Genomic DNA, 16,395 nt, shown 5'->3' on the forward strand with positions numbered 1-16,395 from the left:
CATTCAATTTTTATTATACTTTTAAACTATCAAACTAACTAATTACTAACCCAAGTTATCCCTATATTCTTATAATTCCTCCAATATGAATATACCTTTCTTATAACTTTTTTTTAAAATTTAAACAATCAATTATTCTTTAATTGACATCTAATCTTGATTTGAAAAAAACAAAACTCGATTTTAATGGGATAATTATGTCCAAAAAAAACTAATAACAAATATTACTAACCCAAACTTAATTATTATGAAAACAAAACTAAACTTTATTATTAATCTTAAAAAACTGCTCATTATATGTGGTTTTTTATTTTTTACTAGTTCAGCTATGGCTAGTCATTTTAGACATGGAACTATTAGTTGGCGAGTTGTAAGTGGAAACACTGTTGAATTCAAAATTAGTCAAGCATGGGCTAATTATGGTAATTGGACTATTGGACAAACTGGATATGGAGATAGACTGTATTTTGGTGATGGACAAAACACTCCTTTTTCTGTAGTAATTACTGCAGTAAATACCTCAGAAAATTGGTATTATGGGGAAACAACTTTTACACATACGTATGCAAATTCAGGTAATTTTTTGGCCTATTTTGGAGGATGTTGTAAAATCGGTCAACTCTCTAACAATAGTGGTTCTTCTTGGAGAAGTGAAACAATAGTTAATGTTGGGTCTGGTAATGAATCTCCTGTTACAACAATGGCGCCAATAATTAATATGCAAACCGGTTCAACAACAGCTACATTTCAAGTACCAGCTTCAGACCCAGATGGAGATACATTAACATATAGATTGGCAACATCTTCAGAAATTAATGGAGGGCAACCTTCTGGAATTTCCATTGACGCGAACACTGGTATAATAACATTTAATACTCAAGGTAGAGCTATAAATAGTTTATGGAATGCTGCCATTGTTGTAGAAGATGGGCAAACAAAAGTTATTAACGATTTTATCATAAAAATTGTTCAACAATCAAACCCTCCAGTTTTTGATTACACAGTAACACCTAATAATGGTTTTACATATCAGGTTTCTCCTGGTGTTCCTGTAAATTTTTCAGTAAAAGCAGATGACACTGATCCTGGTGCAACAGTTAGTTTACAATCTATTGGTGTTCCTCCTGGAGCTAATATCGTTTTAAATAACCAAAATATAAGTTCTATAACTGCCAACTTTAGTTGGACACCAACAGCTTCAAATTTAGGAACAAATGTTATAAACTTTCTTGCACAAGATAATGTTGGAGCTCAAGTAAGTACCTCTGTAACAATTTTAGTGAGTTTAAAACCACAATTTGATGTACCGCCTACTCCTGCTGAAGGAATACATAATGTATATACACCTGGAGACGTCATAACATATACTGTTCAAGCTTCAGATCCTGATCCTTTAGATGTAGTTAGTTTTACAGATATAAAAGGTAAAGATATGATGGGTATGCCAATTGCACTTTACAATAATGCATCTTTTGGCAACTTAAATGGTATGGCTACAAACCCTACAAGCGGAACATTTACATGGAATACCCAAGCAAGTGATTGGGGACATAAACATGTTTATTTTTATGCTACTGATAGCTATGGAGATGTTACAAGACATGAAGTTAGTCAATTAATAAATACGCCACCTATTTTTACTTCTACTCCAGTTAATTCTGCAGATGTAGGCGTACAATATAATTATACAATTAGTATTTCAGATGCAGATATTGTATATGGTGATGAAATAACTATCTTAGGAATTACAGTTCCTAATTGGTTAACACTTACAGATAATGGAGATGGAACTGCAACTCTAATTGGAACACCTTCTGTTTCTGACGTTGGTACTGCTTCTTTAAATATTCAAGGTGAAGATAAAAATCATCATCAAGATCCAAGAGGTATTATAAATCAACTTTTTGATATAACAGTAAATAATTGTGCTATAGATGTAATAACATCAAACATTTCAATTGAACTTGATGCCCAAGGAAATGCATCAATTTCTACGAATGACATAGATAATGGTTCATCAGCTACTTGTGGAATTTCAACATTAGCCTTAGATAAAACTAATTTTAACTGTAACAATATTGGTCAAAACACAGTAACTTTAACAGTAACTGATACAAATTCTAATACTTCTTCTGCAACAGCAATTGTTACTGTAACAGAAAATACACCTCCAATTATTGATACTCAAAATGTAAGTGTTTATTTAGATGCTTCAGGTAATGCAAGTATTGCTACTTTGCCTTCTTCAACTTCTATATATACTGAAAACTTTAACAACCAATCTTCAGGAGGAAATCTATCTTCATTAGTAAATTGGGATGTATTAACTGGTAACGTAGATGTTGCTGACTTTATTCCTGGAAATGGAAGTCAAGAATTAGATTTAGCTGGTTCAGTAAATTCTATAATTAGAACTAAAACAGCTATTAACTTAACTCCTGGTCAATATGAAATAACTTTTGACAATAAAGTTAATTCCAATCCTAGTGGAGGAAATACTGTTCTAGTTTCTATTGGTACTGCTTTTAGCCAACAATTTGCCTCACCAAATGTTGCAACTCAAGAAAGTGCAACTTTTACAGTTTCTCAATCTGAAGCAGCATTTATTACTTTAGAGCAATTAGGCACTTCTGATGCTTCAGGATCATTTGTTGGTAATTTTAATATTAATAAAATAGAAAATTCTTCTTATTCTGTTATAACACAAATAACAGATAACTGTGGTATAAGTAATATTTCAATTAGTAATTCAGATTTTACTTGTGATAATCTAGGTCAAAATACTGTAACAGTTACTGCAACAGATTTTAATGGAAATTCAACGAGTAGTCAGGCAATAGTTACGGTTATAGATGATATTATTCCAACTGCAATTACACAAGACATTACAGTTCAATTAGATGCAAATGGTACAGCTTCAATAACTCCAGAAAGTATTGATAATGGTTCATTTGACAATTGTGAAATTGTAAACATGACTTTAGATAAATCAAACTTTACCTGCAATGACATAGGACAAAACATTGTAACATTAACGGTTAATGATGCTGCTGGAAATGGAAGAACTATTCCTTCTAATTTAATTGGTCATTGGAACTTTAATTCTGGAACAGAACTTCAAGATCTAACTGGTAATTGGGGAGATCTTATTGTTTCTGGAAACGCATCTATTTCTAATGGAGAATTAGATGTAAATAATGGTGGTATGGCAAGAACATCATCTTATAATGGACCAACAATTGGAAACAAAACATTAGTTTCATTTGTTTCTTTAGATAATTTAAATGTTAGATCTGGTTCAGCTATTACTATTGATGCTATTTCAGTTGATAATTTTGACGGAATAATTTATGCAGAACAACAAGCTAATAGATGGATGAACGGTAGTTCTTATTTTAGAAGAACTCAAGCTCTAAATCCAGGATACGCAGAATCTGTTCCAAGTGAAAAAGTTATGGTTGCAATAACATATGAACAAATAAACTCTTCTCAAGTTAAAGTTTCTTTTTATAGAAATGGGGTAGCTTTTGGTTCATACACTTCAAACAATTATACAACTTGGAGTGCTAATAATGCTGAAATACTATTTGGAGCTAGACATTTTATTAATAACTCAAACTCTCAGATAGGTTCTTTAGATGCTCATGTAGATGAGGCAATGATCTTTAATAAAACCTTAACAAATGCAGAAATATTAGCTTTATATAATAAAGGTAATACTGCAACTGCAACAGTAACAGTTGAAGACAATATTCTACCTACAGTAATTACTCAAGATATTGTTATAGAATTAGATGCAAACGGAAATGCTTCAATTACATCAGATATGATAAACAATGCTTCTTTTGACAATTGCGAAATTGCATCTTATTCTTTAGACTTAGACAGTTTTAATTGCTCTAATGTTGGTAACAATACAGTTACTTTAACAGCTACTGATGTAAATGGTAATGTTGCTTCATCAACAGCAACTGTTACTGTTAAAGATACGATTTCACCAACAGTAGTCACTCAAGATATTTCTATAGATTTAGACGCAAATGGTAATGCTTCAATTACTCCAGATATGATAGATAATGGATCTAATGATGCCTGTGGAATTGAATCTTATAGTTTAGACATGGATTCTTTTTCATGTGCAAATGTTGGAAACAATACAGTTTCTTTAACTGTAACAGATGTTAATGGTAATTCTGCTTCTTTAACTGCAAATGTAACTGTTAATGATATTACACCTCCAACAGTTTCAACACAAAATGTTGTTATAGATTTAGATGTTAACGGAACTGCATCAATAACTACAGATATGATTAACAATGGAACTTCTGATGCTTGTGGAATTACAACACTTGCTTTAAATGTTGACTCTTTTACTTGTGCAAATGTTGGTAATAACGAAGTTATTTTAACAGCAACAGATGTTAATGGAAACTCAGCTTCTTTAACTGCAAATGTAACTGTTAATGATAATATTGCTCCTACTGTAATTACACAAGACATTGCACTTTTATTAAATACAAATGGAAATGTTTCTATAACACCACAATTTATAGACAATGGTTCTTTTGACAATTGTGCTATTGCAAGCTATTCTTTAAGTAAAGATAGTTTTGATTGTTCTAATGTTGGATCAAATATAGTTACTTTAACTGTTGTAGATGTTAATGGTAACAGTACTTCAAATACAGCTACTGTTACAGTAAGTGATAATATTCCACCTGCTGCTATTGCTCAAGACATAACTGTTCAATTAGATGCAAATGGAAGTGCTTCAATTACTGCAAATGATATAGATAATGGCTCTTTTGATAATTGTTCATTTACTACTTCTATTGATATCTCAGAATTTAGTTGTGCAAATGTTAATACAACAAATACAGTTACATTAACAGTAAGAGATACTAGTGGAAATACAACTTCTACAACAGCTAATGTTACAGTAATAGATAGTGTTATACCAAATGTAATTACACAAAATATAGATGTGTTTTTAGATGAAAATGGAAGTACTTCTATTACTACAGACATGATAGACAATGATTCTTCTGATGCTTGTGGAATTGCTTCTATTGCTTTAGACACAACAACATTTAATTGTGCTAATTTAGGAGAGAACATTGTAACTTTAACAGTTACAGATGTTAACGGAAATGTTAATAGCAATCAAGCTACAGTTACAGTTATAGATAACATAGCTCCAATTGTTGGTACACAAAATATATCTGTAGAATTAGATGCTTTCGGAAATGCAAGTATTACTCCAGAAGATGTATTAATAATGACTGAAGATGATGTTGAAAGAGGTGATAGTTGTATTGTTTCTAATGCTAATGAACATGCAATGTGTTTAAATGACTATAAACATTCTAGTTATAAATACAAACATGGAAATAAGTATAAATACAGCTGTAAAAGTTCTAACCATGGTCATCACAAAGACAATGCTTGTTTTTCTTTTGATACCAATCAAGGAACAGTTATTAAAAACCTTGATGGATCTATGGTAGTTACTGGTAACCTAATAAACCCAGAAGATGCTACAGATATTTGGCAAGTAACTTTAAATTTAGTAAACCCAAAAAATTGGACAGATTGGTCTCAATTAAAAAGAAAATACAAAGGTTCTAAAAGAAAAATAGGTTACAGCTATAAAGATTGGACATATTTTGAGTTAGGAACTGGAAGTAAATTAACAGGTGCAGGAACTAATGCAGGCTCTGAAACAGAAATCACTCAAAAGTATTCTAAATATGGTTTCCAATTAGGTGATAAAGCTAATTTAGAAAACGGTAATTATGGATTAAGTGGTACTTTTTATTACATAAATTCTAAAGGAAAGAAGAAAAAAGGAGAATTTAATTTCGATATTTCTGATTGTGAACAATTACCTGTACCAGAAGGAACAGTATTTACAACTGACAACTGTAGTATAGCAAGTACTTCTTTAGATATTAGTTCTTTTGGATGTGATAATTTAGGAGATAACACAGTACAAGTTTCTGTAACAGACCAAAGTGGCAATACAACTACAGTACCTGTTACTATTACTGTTTTAGGAGAAACACCTTCTATTAGTATTGAAAACTTCAATACTGTTTATGGTCAAAAAGAAAACACTGTTTACTTAGGATATCAAGAAAGCGTTTATTTAAAAACTGAAGTAAGTGGTGGATCTGGATTTACTTATGAATGGACAGATGAAAGTGGAGATGTATTTTCTACAGACAAACATCCAAAAGTATCACCAGAGGTTACAACAACCTATACTGTTGTCGTTACAAATTCTAACGGTTGCCAATCTACAGATTCTGTTGAAGTTTGTGTTATTGATGCAAGAGCTAAAGACAGACATGGACGTTTTAATGGTAAAGTTCTAATTTGTCACCATGCACATAAACATTCTAAATCTTATAAACATAATTCTCATTCGAGTAATCACAATGATGATAAATTAATAAGTGTAAGTAAAAATGCTGTAAAAGGGCATTTAAAACACGGAGATGTATTAGGAGGTTGTGAAGCTACTTGTGCTACTGAAGTATATGTTGAGCCAGAACCAGTAACAGATGTTAATATATATCCAAACCCATCTACAGGTTACTTTAAAGTAAAACTAGAAAATTTCGAAAATAAAGCTGAGGTTTTACTTTATAATTTACATGGTAGATTGTTACAACGTAGATATGTTAGAGACTGCAGAAGAGAACAAAGTGTTACTATGGGTAGCAGATGGTTACGTGAAGGAATTTACGTTGTTAAAATTAGAACTGGAGGTGAAATATTTACAGGAAGAGTTGTAATAGAAAGATCTCATTATTAATTTTAAACTTAAGTAAGTAATAACTTATTTAATAATATTTAAACTGGCTAAGTCATTACTTAGCCAGTTTTTTTTTAACAACTATATATTGTAAATAAATCTGTAATAAATAAGAATTTAGAAAAGAATACATACCTAATTCCTAATTCTATCAGCTTCAGCAATTAAAGCAACTTTAGCATTTTCAGCACCTATACTCAAAGTAGTTTCTAATAAATTATCTTTTTCATAAGCATCATTTATTAAATGATACAATTCTTCTGAACCATCATCAAACTTAATGTATTTATAAGTTGCATTTCTAACAGTATAAGCGTCTTCTTTTTCAGAATACACAAAATCTCTATTTGTTGAGTTTTCATCAGTAAGCAATCCATAAAAGCTTTGGCTATTATTTAAGTCTGTTATATTTACACCTGCAATATTACCTATTGTAGTATATAAATCTGTTGTGTTTATTAGTGCTGTTTCTCTTACTCCCATTCTATTTACTCCTGCTCCAGAAACAACCATAGGCACATTAATTCCACCTTGATATAAAGAACCTTTTGCAGTTGTTCTACTATAAGGTGTTTGAATAACTCTATTGGGGCCACCATTATCACCAACAAATATTACAATTGTATTTTCTCTTTCTTCTGTTGTCATACTATTTAAAAGTCTTCCCATTTCAGAATCTAAAGCTTCAATAGCAGAAATATAATATGGTAATGGATTTGCGTTTATAGAAGCATCATCAGTTGGTAAACTTCCTTGATTATGTAAATGTTCTGGAGCCAAATGAAAAGGTGTGTGTGGTGCATTATAAGCAACCCATAAAAACCAAGGCTTGGTTTGAGCTGCCATCCAATTTATAGCCAAATTTGTTAGTTTAGAAGTTGCATATTCTGTAGAAGTTGAGCTTACTCCATTTTCTACTAAAGGCCAACTATAATAATTTCCAATTCCACCTGTTAAAATACCAGCATAATAATCTACACCCATAGTTATTGGGTCTGTTGTAGTTCTAGATAAATGCCATTTCCCAATAATGGCAGTTGCATAAGCATCATTTAAATTATTATTTATATGTTGCTGTAAAGACGTTTCTGAAGTAGAAATAGGATCATCTACCTTAATCACACCAGTATTAATACCATATTTACCTGTAAAAATAGAAGCTCTTGTTGGTGTACAAACAGCATAAGACCAAGTGTTATCAAACGTAATACCAGTGGTTTGTAAAGATGATAAAGTTGGCATATTTGCTTTAACAATTCCTTCTGTATAATTTGGTACTACATCTTTACTTATATCATCTGCTATAATCAATAAAATATTAGGTTTTGTAGGCAGAATAGGTTCTTCAATAATTTCTTCTATAATTGTTGGTGATGATGAACAATTGAAAAACAAAACACATAATAAAATGTAACTAAAGGAAAAATGTTTCATAAATAAATATTTATTCTTAGACCCTAACTTTAAATAATAGTTTAAAAATTAGCTGTAAATTGTAACAAATCGTATAAATTAGTCGTCTAAAATAAAGAATCAAATTAACTTATCAACTATGAAAAACCTTATAGCTCCTTTATTTTTACTCGTTTTATTTGCAAGTTGCACATCTCAAAAAAATAGTGATGCCTTTATAAAATCTACTGAAGGAAGATATTTATTTAATGCAAATGAAGTTATAGAAATCTATTTTAAAGAACAAACATTATTTGCTAAATGGAGAGGAAATGATGATTTAAAACTGCTAAAAGTAAACGATAGTACTTTTTATATGAAAGAACTAAATGAAAAAATGCTTTTTGTTAGCAAACCAGAAATGCATATAGAATTGGCTCCTAAAACTGAACATGAAGGTGTAAAATATTATTATAAAAAATTAGCCAAAGGAGAAAAAACGCCTTTTGAATATATTGAAAACAACGAGTTTAACAAAGCTTTATATGCTTACAAATTAATTAAAGAAAAAGACTCTTTAAATGAAGTGGTTAAAGAATATAGGTTAAATAGAATAGGATATAAATACATTAAAAATAAGGAGTTTGATAAAGCCATAGAAATTTTTAAAATTAATACTGTTTTATACCCAAAAAGTTCAAATACTTTTGATAGTTTAGGGGATGCTTATTTAAAATCTAAAGACACTGTAAATGCGGTTATTAGTTATAAAAAAGCATTAAATATAAACCCAGAAAACAAAAGTTCTAAAAGAATGTTGAAAAAAATTACAAAGAAATAATGAATTTAGAAGAATTAAGATATCCAATAGGACAAGCAGATATACCAGAAAATATTACTAAGAAAAATATTGAAGATTGGATTTCGTTAATAGAACGTTTTCCTCAAGAATTAGAATATTTAGTTAGAGAATTATCTGACAAACAATTAGATACACCTTATAGAGAAAATGGCTGGACAATAAGACAAGTTATTCATCATTGTTATGACAGTCATCAAAACTCATATACGCGTTTTAAATGGGCTTTAACAGAAGACAAACCTGTTATAAAAGCGTATTATGAAGAACGTTGGGCAGAATTACACGATTCTAAATCGATGCCAATATTTTTATCTATAGACGCATTAAAAGCACTGCACTCTAAATGGGTTTATTTATTAAGAGGTTTAACAGAAGAGCAATTAAATAAATCTTTTATACATCCAGCAACTAATGAAGAAGTTGGTTTAAAAGAAAACATAGGTATTTATGCATGGCATTGTAGACATCATTATTATCACATAGAAAACTTAATGAAAAGAGAAGGTTGGAAATAATATGAAAAACGAAATTACTTTCGAAGACTTTTTAAAAGTTGATATTAGAATAGGTACCATTATTGAAGTCAATGATTTTCCTAAAGCTAGAAAACCTGCTTATCAACTAAAGATTGATTTTGGTGCTTTAGGTATAAAAAAGTCGAGTGCTCAAATAACAGATTTATACTCTAAAGAAGATTTAGTTAACAAACAAGTTTCTGCAATTGTAAATTTTAAACCAAGACAAATTGCCAATTTTAAAAGCGAAGTTTTAGTTTTAGGCGTTTATAATACTGATGGAAATGTAGTTCTATTACAAGCTTCTAAAGACATTAAAAACGGAGAACAAATAAATTAACTCTTAGGATTATTTAAAATTACTAACGCTCCAATTACTCCAGGAATCCATCCACAAAGGGTTAGTAAAAAAATGATAAAGAAAGATCCACAACCTTTATCTATTACAGATAATGGGGGAAAAATAATTGCAAATAATACTCTAAAAAAACTCATTTATATATTTAATTGGTTACATAAATAAGACGTATAACTAGTTGTTTTGTTACACCTTTACTATTAACAATACTAAAAAAAGTTGCAAAGTAAGAGAGTAAAAACCCTTAAACTTTGCAACTTTATTATTTTAAAATGTGAAACCTTCAAATTTCGTAAAGGCTTCAAAACCAACAACTACATCTTATCTCCAAAGAAAATTGAATTCATTAAAAGCTTGTTTGTACCAAACCAAAATCCTCTAAAATTAGTATTATCTGTAAATACAATTACTCTACCTCTACCCAATCTTTGTACCTTAAATGGAACTGTGTTTTTTATTATTTTGGCATTTTCTTTAGAAATATAACCGCTTAATAATGGATTAGAAGTGTACTGTATAGGATTATTATAACTTTTCTTATCTGCCTTCATAAACAAGGTAGAGTTTCTAAACAAAGCAATTTTATCATTTTTATAACCAAAATTTATTGGATGAGAACGATCTTGTTTTGCTTCAAAAATGGCACCTCCTATATATTGTGCTCCAGATTTTAAAGACTTGTTTTCAAAAGATACACCATTAATTGTATCAATTTTAGTTTTATCAAATTCAATATTTATAAATTTATTTGAAGACAACCATTTCGCAGTATTTTTATACCCCACTATAATACCTCCATTTTTAGTCCAAGTTCTTAATTTTTCTCTTGCAGCTTTGTCTAAATTACTACTTGGAATAATGATATGTGTGTATTTACTAATATCTATTCTAGTAAAATAACTCATGTCAATTCGTGTTAAACGCATATCAAAACGTTGGTCAAACAAATGCCAAATTTCTCCAGAATCATTACCTGCAATTCCATTACCAACCAACATTGCAACTTTAGGTTTTTTTATTGCTGCAAAATTTCTACTACCTAAATCAATTCCTTCATTTAATCCTGTAGAAACTGCTGTAATTTTTAAATGAGAATCTTTTGCTGTTTTATCTAAAAACTGATACAATTCAATAGCATTCAATTTTTGATTTTGAACTGGGATAAAAATGGTTCCATATTCATAAGAATTACCTCCATTTTTAAAATTTTTCATGGATACTTTTGCACGAATTCCTTTTTGTAAAATAGCATTTAAAGCTTTAGGAGTATAAAATTCATTCCAAGACAATAAATAACCATAATCGCTTTTATGAGAAGCTTTACCAGTATGCATTTTTAAATCTGTAATTTCATTTCCTGCTTTAGAAATCGACACATTTTCTGCATAATCAACACCAAAAGCATGGTTAAATGTCCAAGCAGAAACATCGTAAAACAAACTGTCTTTAAACTTTGTTCTTACATCAAACATCGCTTTTACCAAACGTTGATTTTTCTGATTCATAGGTACCACATAACTAAACCCTTTTTTGTATGTTTTTCCTCCTTGAGTAAAATCTGATTTTACTTCATGAATTTTAACCTGATGACGTTTTAAAACCTCAGCTAAATGAAAACTTTTTGCTCCATCTTTTTCATCACCAAAAACAATTGCTTTTTTAGAACCTGTGTTTCTAGACTCTTTGTAAAAATCTTGTTGGTATTTTAAGATTTTTACTCTCATTTTTTTTGCTGCTTCTAGTGTAGATAATGCAGCTGTAAATTGATTTCTAATTGTAAACGGAAACGTTAAAACACCATTTACTGTTTCTTGAGCATGACCTCTAGAACTTCCTTGTTCAAACAAAATTCCAATACTTCCATTAATATCTGGAAACGTAGAACCTTTTCCGTAATAAAAATCGTCAAAACTTTCTTCTGAGTAATATAAAGAACCTATTTTGTCTAAAGCCTTTGCATGATAAGTTGCAATTTCTTTAGTTAAATCTTGATTCATTTGCGGTGTTAAAGGATTTGTTCTACTAGGAATTCCTGGTTGAAAAAAGAAACTAGAATTACTTCCCATTTCATGATGATCTGTTAAAATATTTGGCAACCATTTATGAAAACTAGCAATTCTTGCTTTACTTTCTGGTAATTGAACTGGCAACCAATCTCTGTTCATATCAAACTGGTAATGGTTGGTTCTTCCACGAGGCCAAATCTCTGTATATTCCCTATCATTAGGATCAGGATTTATGTTTTTACTTTTGTTTGTATTAGCCCAATAAGCAAAACGTTGCAATCCATCTGGATTTAAAGAAGGGTCAAATAATATTACTGCATTATCTAATAATTCTTTTACCTCTGAAGATTCTGAAGCAGCTAAATAATACACAGCAGCTAAAGCTGCATTAGAACCACTTGGTTCATTTCCATGAATAGAAAAACCTTGATAAACAACTATAGGGTTGTTAGAAACATCTACAGAACCATCATTGGTAGCATCAATATGAGTTTGTCTTATTTTATCTAAATTTTGATGATTATTTGGAGATGTAATTGTTAATAACAACAAAGGTCTTCCTTCATAAGTGGTACCTCTACTTTCTATAGAAATTCTATTAGATGAAGCTGCAATAGCTTTCATATATTCTACTAATTTATCATGAGTAATGTGCCACTCTCCTACTTCATGACCAATAATACTTTTTGGTGTTGGTATTTGAGAATTGTAATTTCCTTTGGGTAAATAATAAGATAAATCTACTTGTTGACCAATCATTGTAAAAGATGTCAACAAGAATAATAAAAAGATTTTTTTCATTTGAATTAAGTTTGGATATCTAACAAATATAAGAATATCAATATCACAACAATTTTCTTTAACAATTCATTAAGAGTTAAAAAAGTTGCTTTTTATATCAAAATCATAATTGCAATAAAAACAAATACAATTATTTGTCCCCATTTTAAATAAACACCAATTTTAGAATGTATTTTTAAATAGTTAGAAACACTACCTGCTAATAATGCAAGTGTGCCAAAAACTAAAAATGTAGTTGCTATAAATATTGCTCCCAACACATAAAATTGAATTACATTTGATAAGTTTTCTGAAAATAAAAACTGAGGAAAAAACGCTAAAAAAAAGAGTGTTACTTTAGGATTTAAAACATTCATTATAAATCCTTTTTTAAACAATTGTAAAACTGAAGTTGATGTATCTGCTTTGTTAGACAAAACTATTTCTGCATCACTTTTATAGATTTTAAAAGCCAAATACAACAGATAAGCAGCTCCTAACATTTTGATAAAAAAGAAAATACTTTCATTTTCTTTTAAAATAGCAGAAACCCCAAAAGCAACTAGAGTTGTATGAATAATACAACCAGACATTAACCCTAAAACAGTAGCCAAACCAAATTTTTTACCATTTACAATACTTTGTGTTAAAACAAATATATTGTCTGGTCCTGGAGAAATTGCTAAAACTATTGTTGCTATTGCAAAAGAAAAAAGCGTTTCAAACATTCAATTAAGATTGTTGTAAAATAGCTTTATTAATTCGCTTTATTAATTTTGGTCCTTCGTAAATAAAACCTGTATAAACTTGTACTAAATCTGCACCTGCATTTATTTTTTCTAAAGCATCTTGTTCTGAGTGAATACCTCCTACTCCAATAATAGGAAAGGATTTATTACTTTTATCTGCTAGATATTTAATTACTTTTGTACTCTGATTTTTAACAGGTTGACCACTTACACCTCCATTACCAATTTCATTTAAACGTTCTTTTGATGCTTTTAAATTATCTCTATTTGTAGATGTATTTGAAGCAATTACACCATCAATTTTAGTTTCTGCAACCAGTTCAATAATTTCATCTAATTGAATATTATTTAAATCTGGAGCAATTTTTAATAAAATTGGCTTTTGTTTTGCTTCTTGTTTGTTTAGTTCTTGACAAGCAGAAATTAATTCAACCAAATAATCTTTATCATTTAATTTTGCATGACTACCAACATTTGGGCAACTAACATTCAGTACAAAATAATCTACATATGGATGTAAAGCTTTAAAAACCGTACAATAATCTTCAGTATAATTTTCTGGTAAAGTAGAAGTATTTTTACCTAAGTTACCACCAATAACAACTTTCCCTTTGTTTTTCTTTAAGTTTTTTATAGCAGCTTCTAATCCTTCATTATTAAAACCCATTCTATTAATAATTCCTTGATCATCTTTTAAACGAAACAATCTTTTCTTCGGATTTCCTGCTTGTCCTTTTGGAGTTACAGTTCCTATTTCTATAAAACCAAAACCAAAGTTTGCCAATTCATTATATAAAACCGCATTTTTATCAAATCCTGCAGCTAAACCAACTGGGTTTTTAAATGTAATTCCAAACAAAGTTCGTTCTAACTTTTTATCTTCAACTACATAAAGACTTCTAAAAATTGAAGCTAAAAAAGGAATTTTACAAAGTGTTTTTACTAGTGAAAATGTAAAATAATGAATTTTTTCTGGGTCGAATAAAAAGAAAATTGGTCTTACAATAGATTTGTACATGTGTTTCTAGAATTGAATTATGTAGTTGTTTCTAGTCTGCAAAATTACACATTTTTAAACGGATAGCTCTCTAAAAGAGCTTTCAATTTAAGGTTATACTATTTTTACTATTTTAGTAAAAAAATAAAATCAATTTGGAAACCATATTTAATTATTTCGAAAACATCCCAAGAGAACACAGAAGTGCCATAATTGTTGGAGGTATTACTTTCTTTTGGATTATTGAAGGATTTTTCCCATTATTTAAGTTTAAATATAACAAATGGAAACATGCAATTCCTAATTTATTTTTTACATTAACTACGGTTTTAATTAACTTAGGATTGGCTTTTTTATTACTAAAAACTGCAGATTGGGTACAAGCAAATAACTTTGGAATCATTAATTGGTTACCAGAAATGCCTTTGTGGTTGTATATGGTTTTAGGCGTTTTATTTTTAGACTTTTTTGGTGCATATTTAGCACATTATGTAGAACACAAAATTCCGCCTTTGTGGATGGTTCATTTAGTGCATCATACAGATCATAAAGTAGATACAACAACTGCAAACAGACATCACCCAATAGAAAGTGTTATTCGTTTTTCATTTACTTTATTAGGCGTTTTTGTGGTTGGAACTCCAATAGCCATTGTAATGTTATACCAATCTATGTCATTAATTTTCACTCAATTTACACATGCAAACTTAAAAATATCACCAAAAGTAGATAAGTTTTTAAGTTATTTTATTGTGTCTCCAGATATGCATAAAATACACCACCATTATATGTTACCTTATACAGATTCTAATTACGGAAATATTTTTTCTATTTGGGATCGTATTTTTGGAACCTACATGGAAATGGATAGAGAAAAAATAGTGTATGGAGTTGATACTTTTTTTGATGAAGAACAAAACTCCTCTTTAAAAGAGTTGTTAAAACAACCTTTTCAAGGCTCTAGAAAACCTACAAATTTGGAATGATTTTTGCTTCTAAAGCAATATATTTACAAAAAAAATATAATGCTATGAAAAAACTTATTTTACCTTTTATCTTTTTATTATTATTTACAAACAATGCTAAAGCTTCACAATGGATGACATCTTTTGAAGATGCTCAAAAAATAGCAATTGCTACCAATAAATTTATACTTGTAGATTTTTGGGCAACTTGGTGTGGTCCTTGTAAAAAAATGGATTCTGAATCTTGGAGTAACTCTGAAGTACAAGCTTTAATGGCTAATTTTGTTCCTTTAAAAATTGACATTGATGTAGAAAGAAATCTATCTTCTAAATTTAGTATAAGATCTATACCTCAAGTTTTTATACTAGACCCTAATGGCGAAATTGTTTTGCAAACAAAAAGCTATATGAATAAAGAAAAAGTAATGAGAGTATTAAAAAAATATACTTACGGTAATAAACTTTTGCAACAAGAATACTTAAATTATTTAAAAAAAGAATCTGGAGATAATGCACTTAAAATTGCTGAAAAATATTTTGATTACTCAATATATGTGGACAAAGAAGTAAAAAATGATTTTTTGAAACTAGCTAATAAATATCTTAAAATAACGAATAAGTTATACAAGAAAGAAGGAGACAAAAAGAAGAATTCTCAAAGAATAGGTTTATTTACAGATGCCTATAAATATTTAATTAAAGGAGACTATGAAAAAACAGTAAAAAATTTAAATGATGATTTTAAAGAAGATAAAATTTCTCCTGAAAATAAAGGTTTTTATAACTTCTTATATTTTACAGCTTATAATAAATTAAACGATAAGGATAATGCCAGAATTTGGTATCAAAAACTAAAAACAGATAAAGATTCTAAGAATTTAATTTTAAAATCTAGAAGAATATAAATTATAAAACCCGAAGTTATACTTCGGGTTTTATAATTATGTAATA

General features: G+C 29.3%; 11 protein-coding genes. 6 read left to right on the forward strand and 5 right to left on the reverse strand.

Going from position 1 to position 16,395, the window contains the following annotated elements; all coding sequences use genetic code 11:
* Positions 1-247 precede the first annotated feature (247 nt).
* A complete protein-coding gene (locus tag MPF13_RS10920; RefSeq protein ID WP_249982553.1) occupies positions 248-6,820 on the forward strand; it encodes an SP85-like N-terminal domain-containing protein in 6,573 nt (2,190 codons plus the stop codon).
* Positions 6,821-6,955: 135 nt separating this feature from the next.
* Here the strand turns inward: MPF13_RS10920 and MPF13_RS10925 are convergent, their stop codons facing one another.
* Positions 6,956-8,254: a sulfatase-like hydrolase/transferase gene (locus tag MPF13_RS10925; RefSeq protein WP_249982554.1), complete on the reverse strand. Its 1,299-nt coding sequence runs from the start codon at positions 8,252-8,254 to the stop codon at positions 6,956-6,958.
* 118 nt (positions 8,255-8,372) lie between these two features.
* On the opposite strand from MPF13_RS10925, the gene MPF13_RS10930 reads away from it, so the two are divergent.
* From MPF13_RS10930 to MPF13_RS10940, 3 genes are read left to right on the forward strand one after another with little or no spacing between them, the layout of a single operon-like run.
* Positions 8,373-9,053: a tetratricopeptide repeat protein gene (locus MPF13_RS10930; protein WP_249982555.1), complete on the forward strand. Its 681-nt coding sequence runs from the start codon at positions 8,373-8,375 to the stop codon at positions 9,051-9,053.
* Positions 9,053-9,589, forward strand: coding sequence for a YfiT family bacillithiol transferase (locus tag MPF13_RS10935; RefSeq protein ID WP_249982556.1), 537 nt, complete (start codon positions 9,053-9,055; stop codon positions 9,587-9,589). The genes MPF13_RS10930 and MPF13_RS10935 overlap by 1 nt, the downstream gene beginning before the upstream one ends.
* Before the next feature lies 1 nt (position 9,590).
* Positions 9,591-9,929, forward strand: a complete 339-nt coding sequence (locus MPF13_RS10940) for a tRNA-binding protein (RefSeq protein ID WP_249982557.1) — start codon at positions 9,591-9,593, stop codon at positions 9,927-9,929.
* Here the strand turns inward: MPF13_RS10940 and MPF13_RS10945 are convergent.
* The 4 genes from MPF13_RS10945 to MPF13_RS10960 all read right to left on the reverse strand — a co-directional run bounded on the left by MPF13_RS10945 (position 9,926) and on the right by MPF13_RS10960 (position 14,500).
* Positions 9,926-10,084, reverse strand: a complete 159-nt coding sequence (locus tag MPF13_RS10945) for a YqaE/Pmp3 family membrane protein (RefSeq protein ID WP_249982558.1) — start codon at positions 10,082-10,084, stop codon at positions 9,926-9,928. The genes MPF13_RS10940 and MPF13_RS10945 overlap by 4 nt on opposite strands.
* A gap of 177 nt (positions 10,085-10,261) precedes the next feature.
* Positions 10,262-12,754 carry a M14 family zinc carboxypeptidase gene (locus tag MPF13_RS10950; RefSeq protein WP_249982559.1) on the reverse strand — a complete coding sequence of 831 codons (2,493 nt, stop codon included), beginning with the start codon at positions 12,752-12,754 and terminating at the stop codon, positions 10,262-10,264.
* Between the two features lie 92 nt (positions 12,755-12,846).
* Entirely contained in the window at positions 12,847-13,461 is a 615-nt protein-coding gene (locus MPF13_RS10955; protein WP_249982560.1) for a LysE family translocator, read from the reverse strand.
* Positions 13,462-13,465: 4 nt separating this feature from the next.
* Positions 13,466-14,500, reverse strand: a complete 1,035-nt coding sequence (locus MPF13_RS10960) for a quinone-dependent dihydroorotate dehydrogenase (protein WP_249982561.1) — start codon at positions 14,498-14,500, stop codon at positions 13,466-13,468.
* Between the two features lie 134 nt (positions 14,501-14,634).
* On the opposite strand from MPF13_RS10960, the gene MPF13_RS10965 reads away from it, so the two are divergent.
* Positions 14,635-15,465 carry a sterol desaturase family protein gene (locus MPF13_RS10965; protein ID WP_249982562.1) on the forward strand — a complete coding sequence of 277 codons (831 nt, stop codon included), beginning with the start codon at positions 14,635-14,637 and terminating at the stop codon, positions 15,463-15,465.
* 44 nt (positions 15,466-15,509) lie between these two features.
* Complete coding sequence (locus tag MPF13_RS10970) at positions 15,510-16,349, forward strand: thioredoxin family protein (protein WP_249982563.1); 840 nt, start codon at positions 15,510-15,512, stop codon at positions 16,347-16,349.
* The last annotated feature ends 46 nt before the right edge of the window (positions 16,350-16,395 follow it).

The sequence above is a fragment of the Polaribacter sp. Z022 genome, assembly GCF_023555495.1.
GTDB lineage: Bacteria > Bacteroidota > Bacteroidia > Flavobacteriales > Flavobacteriaceae > Polaribacter.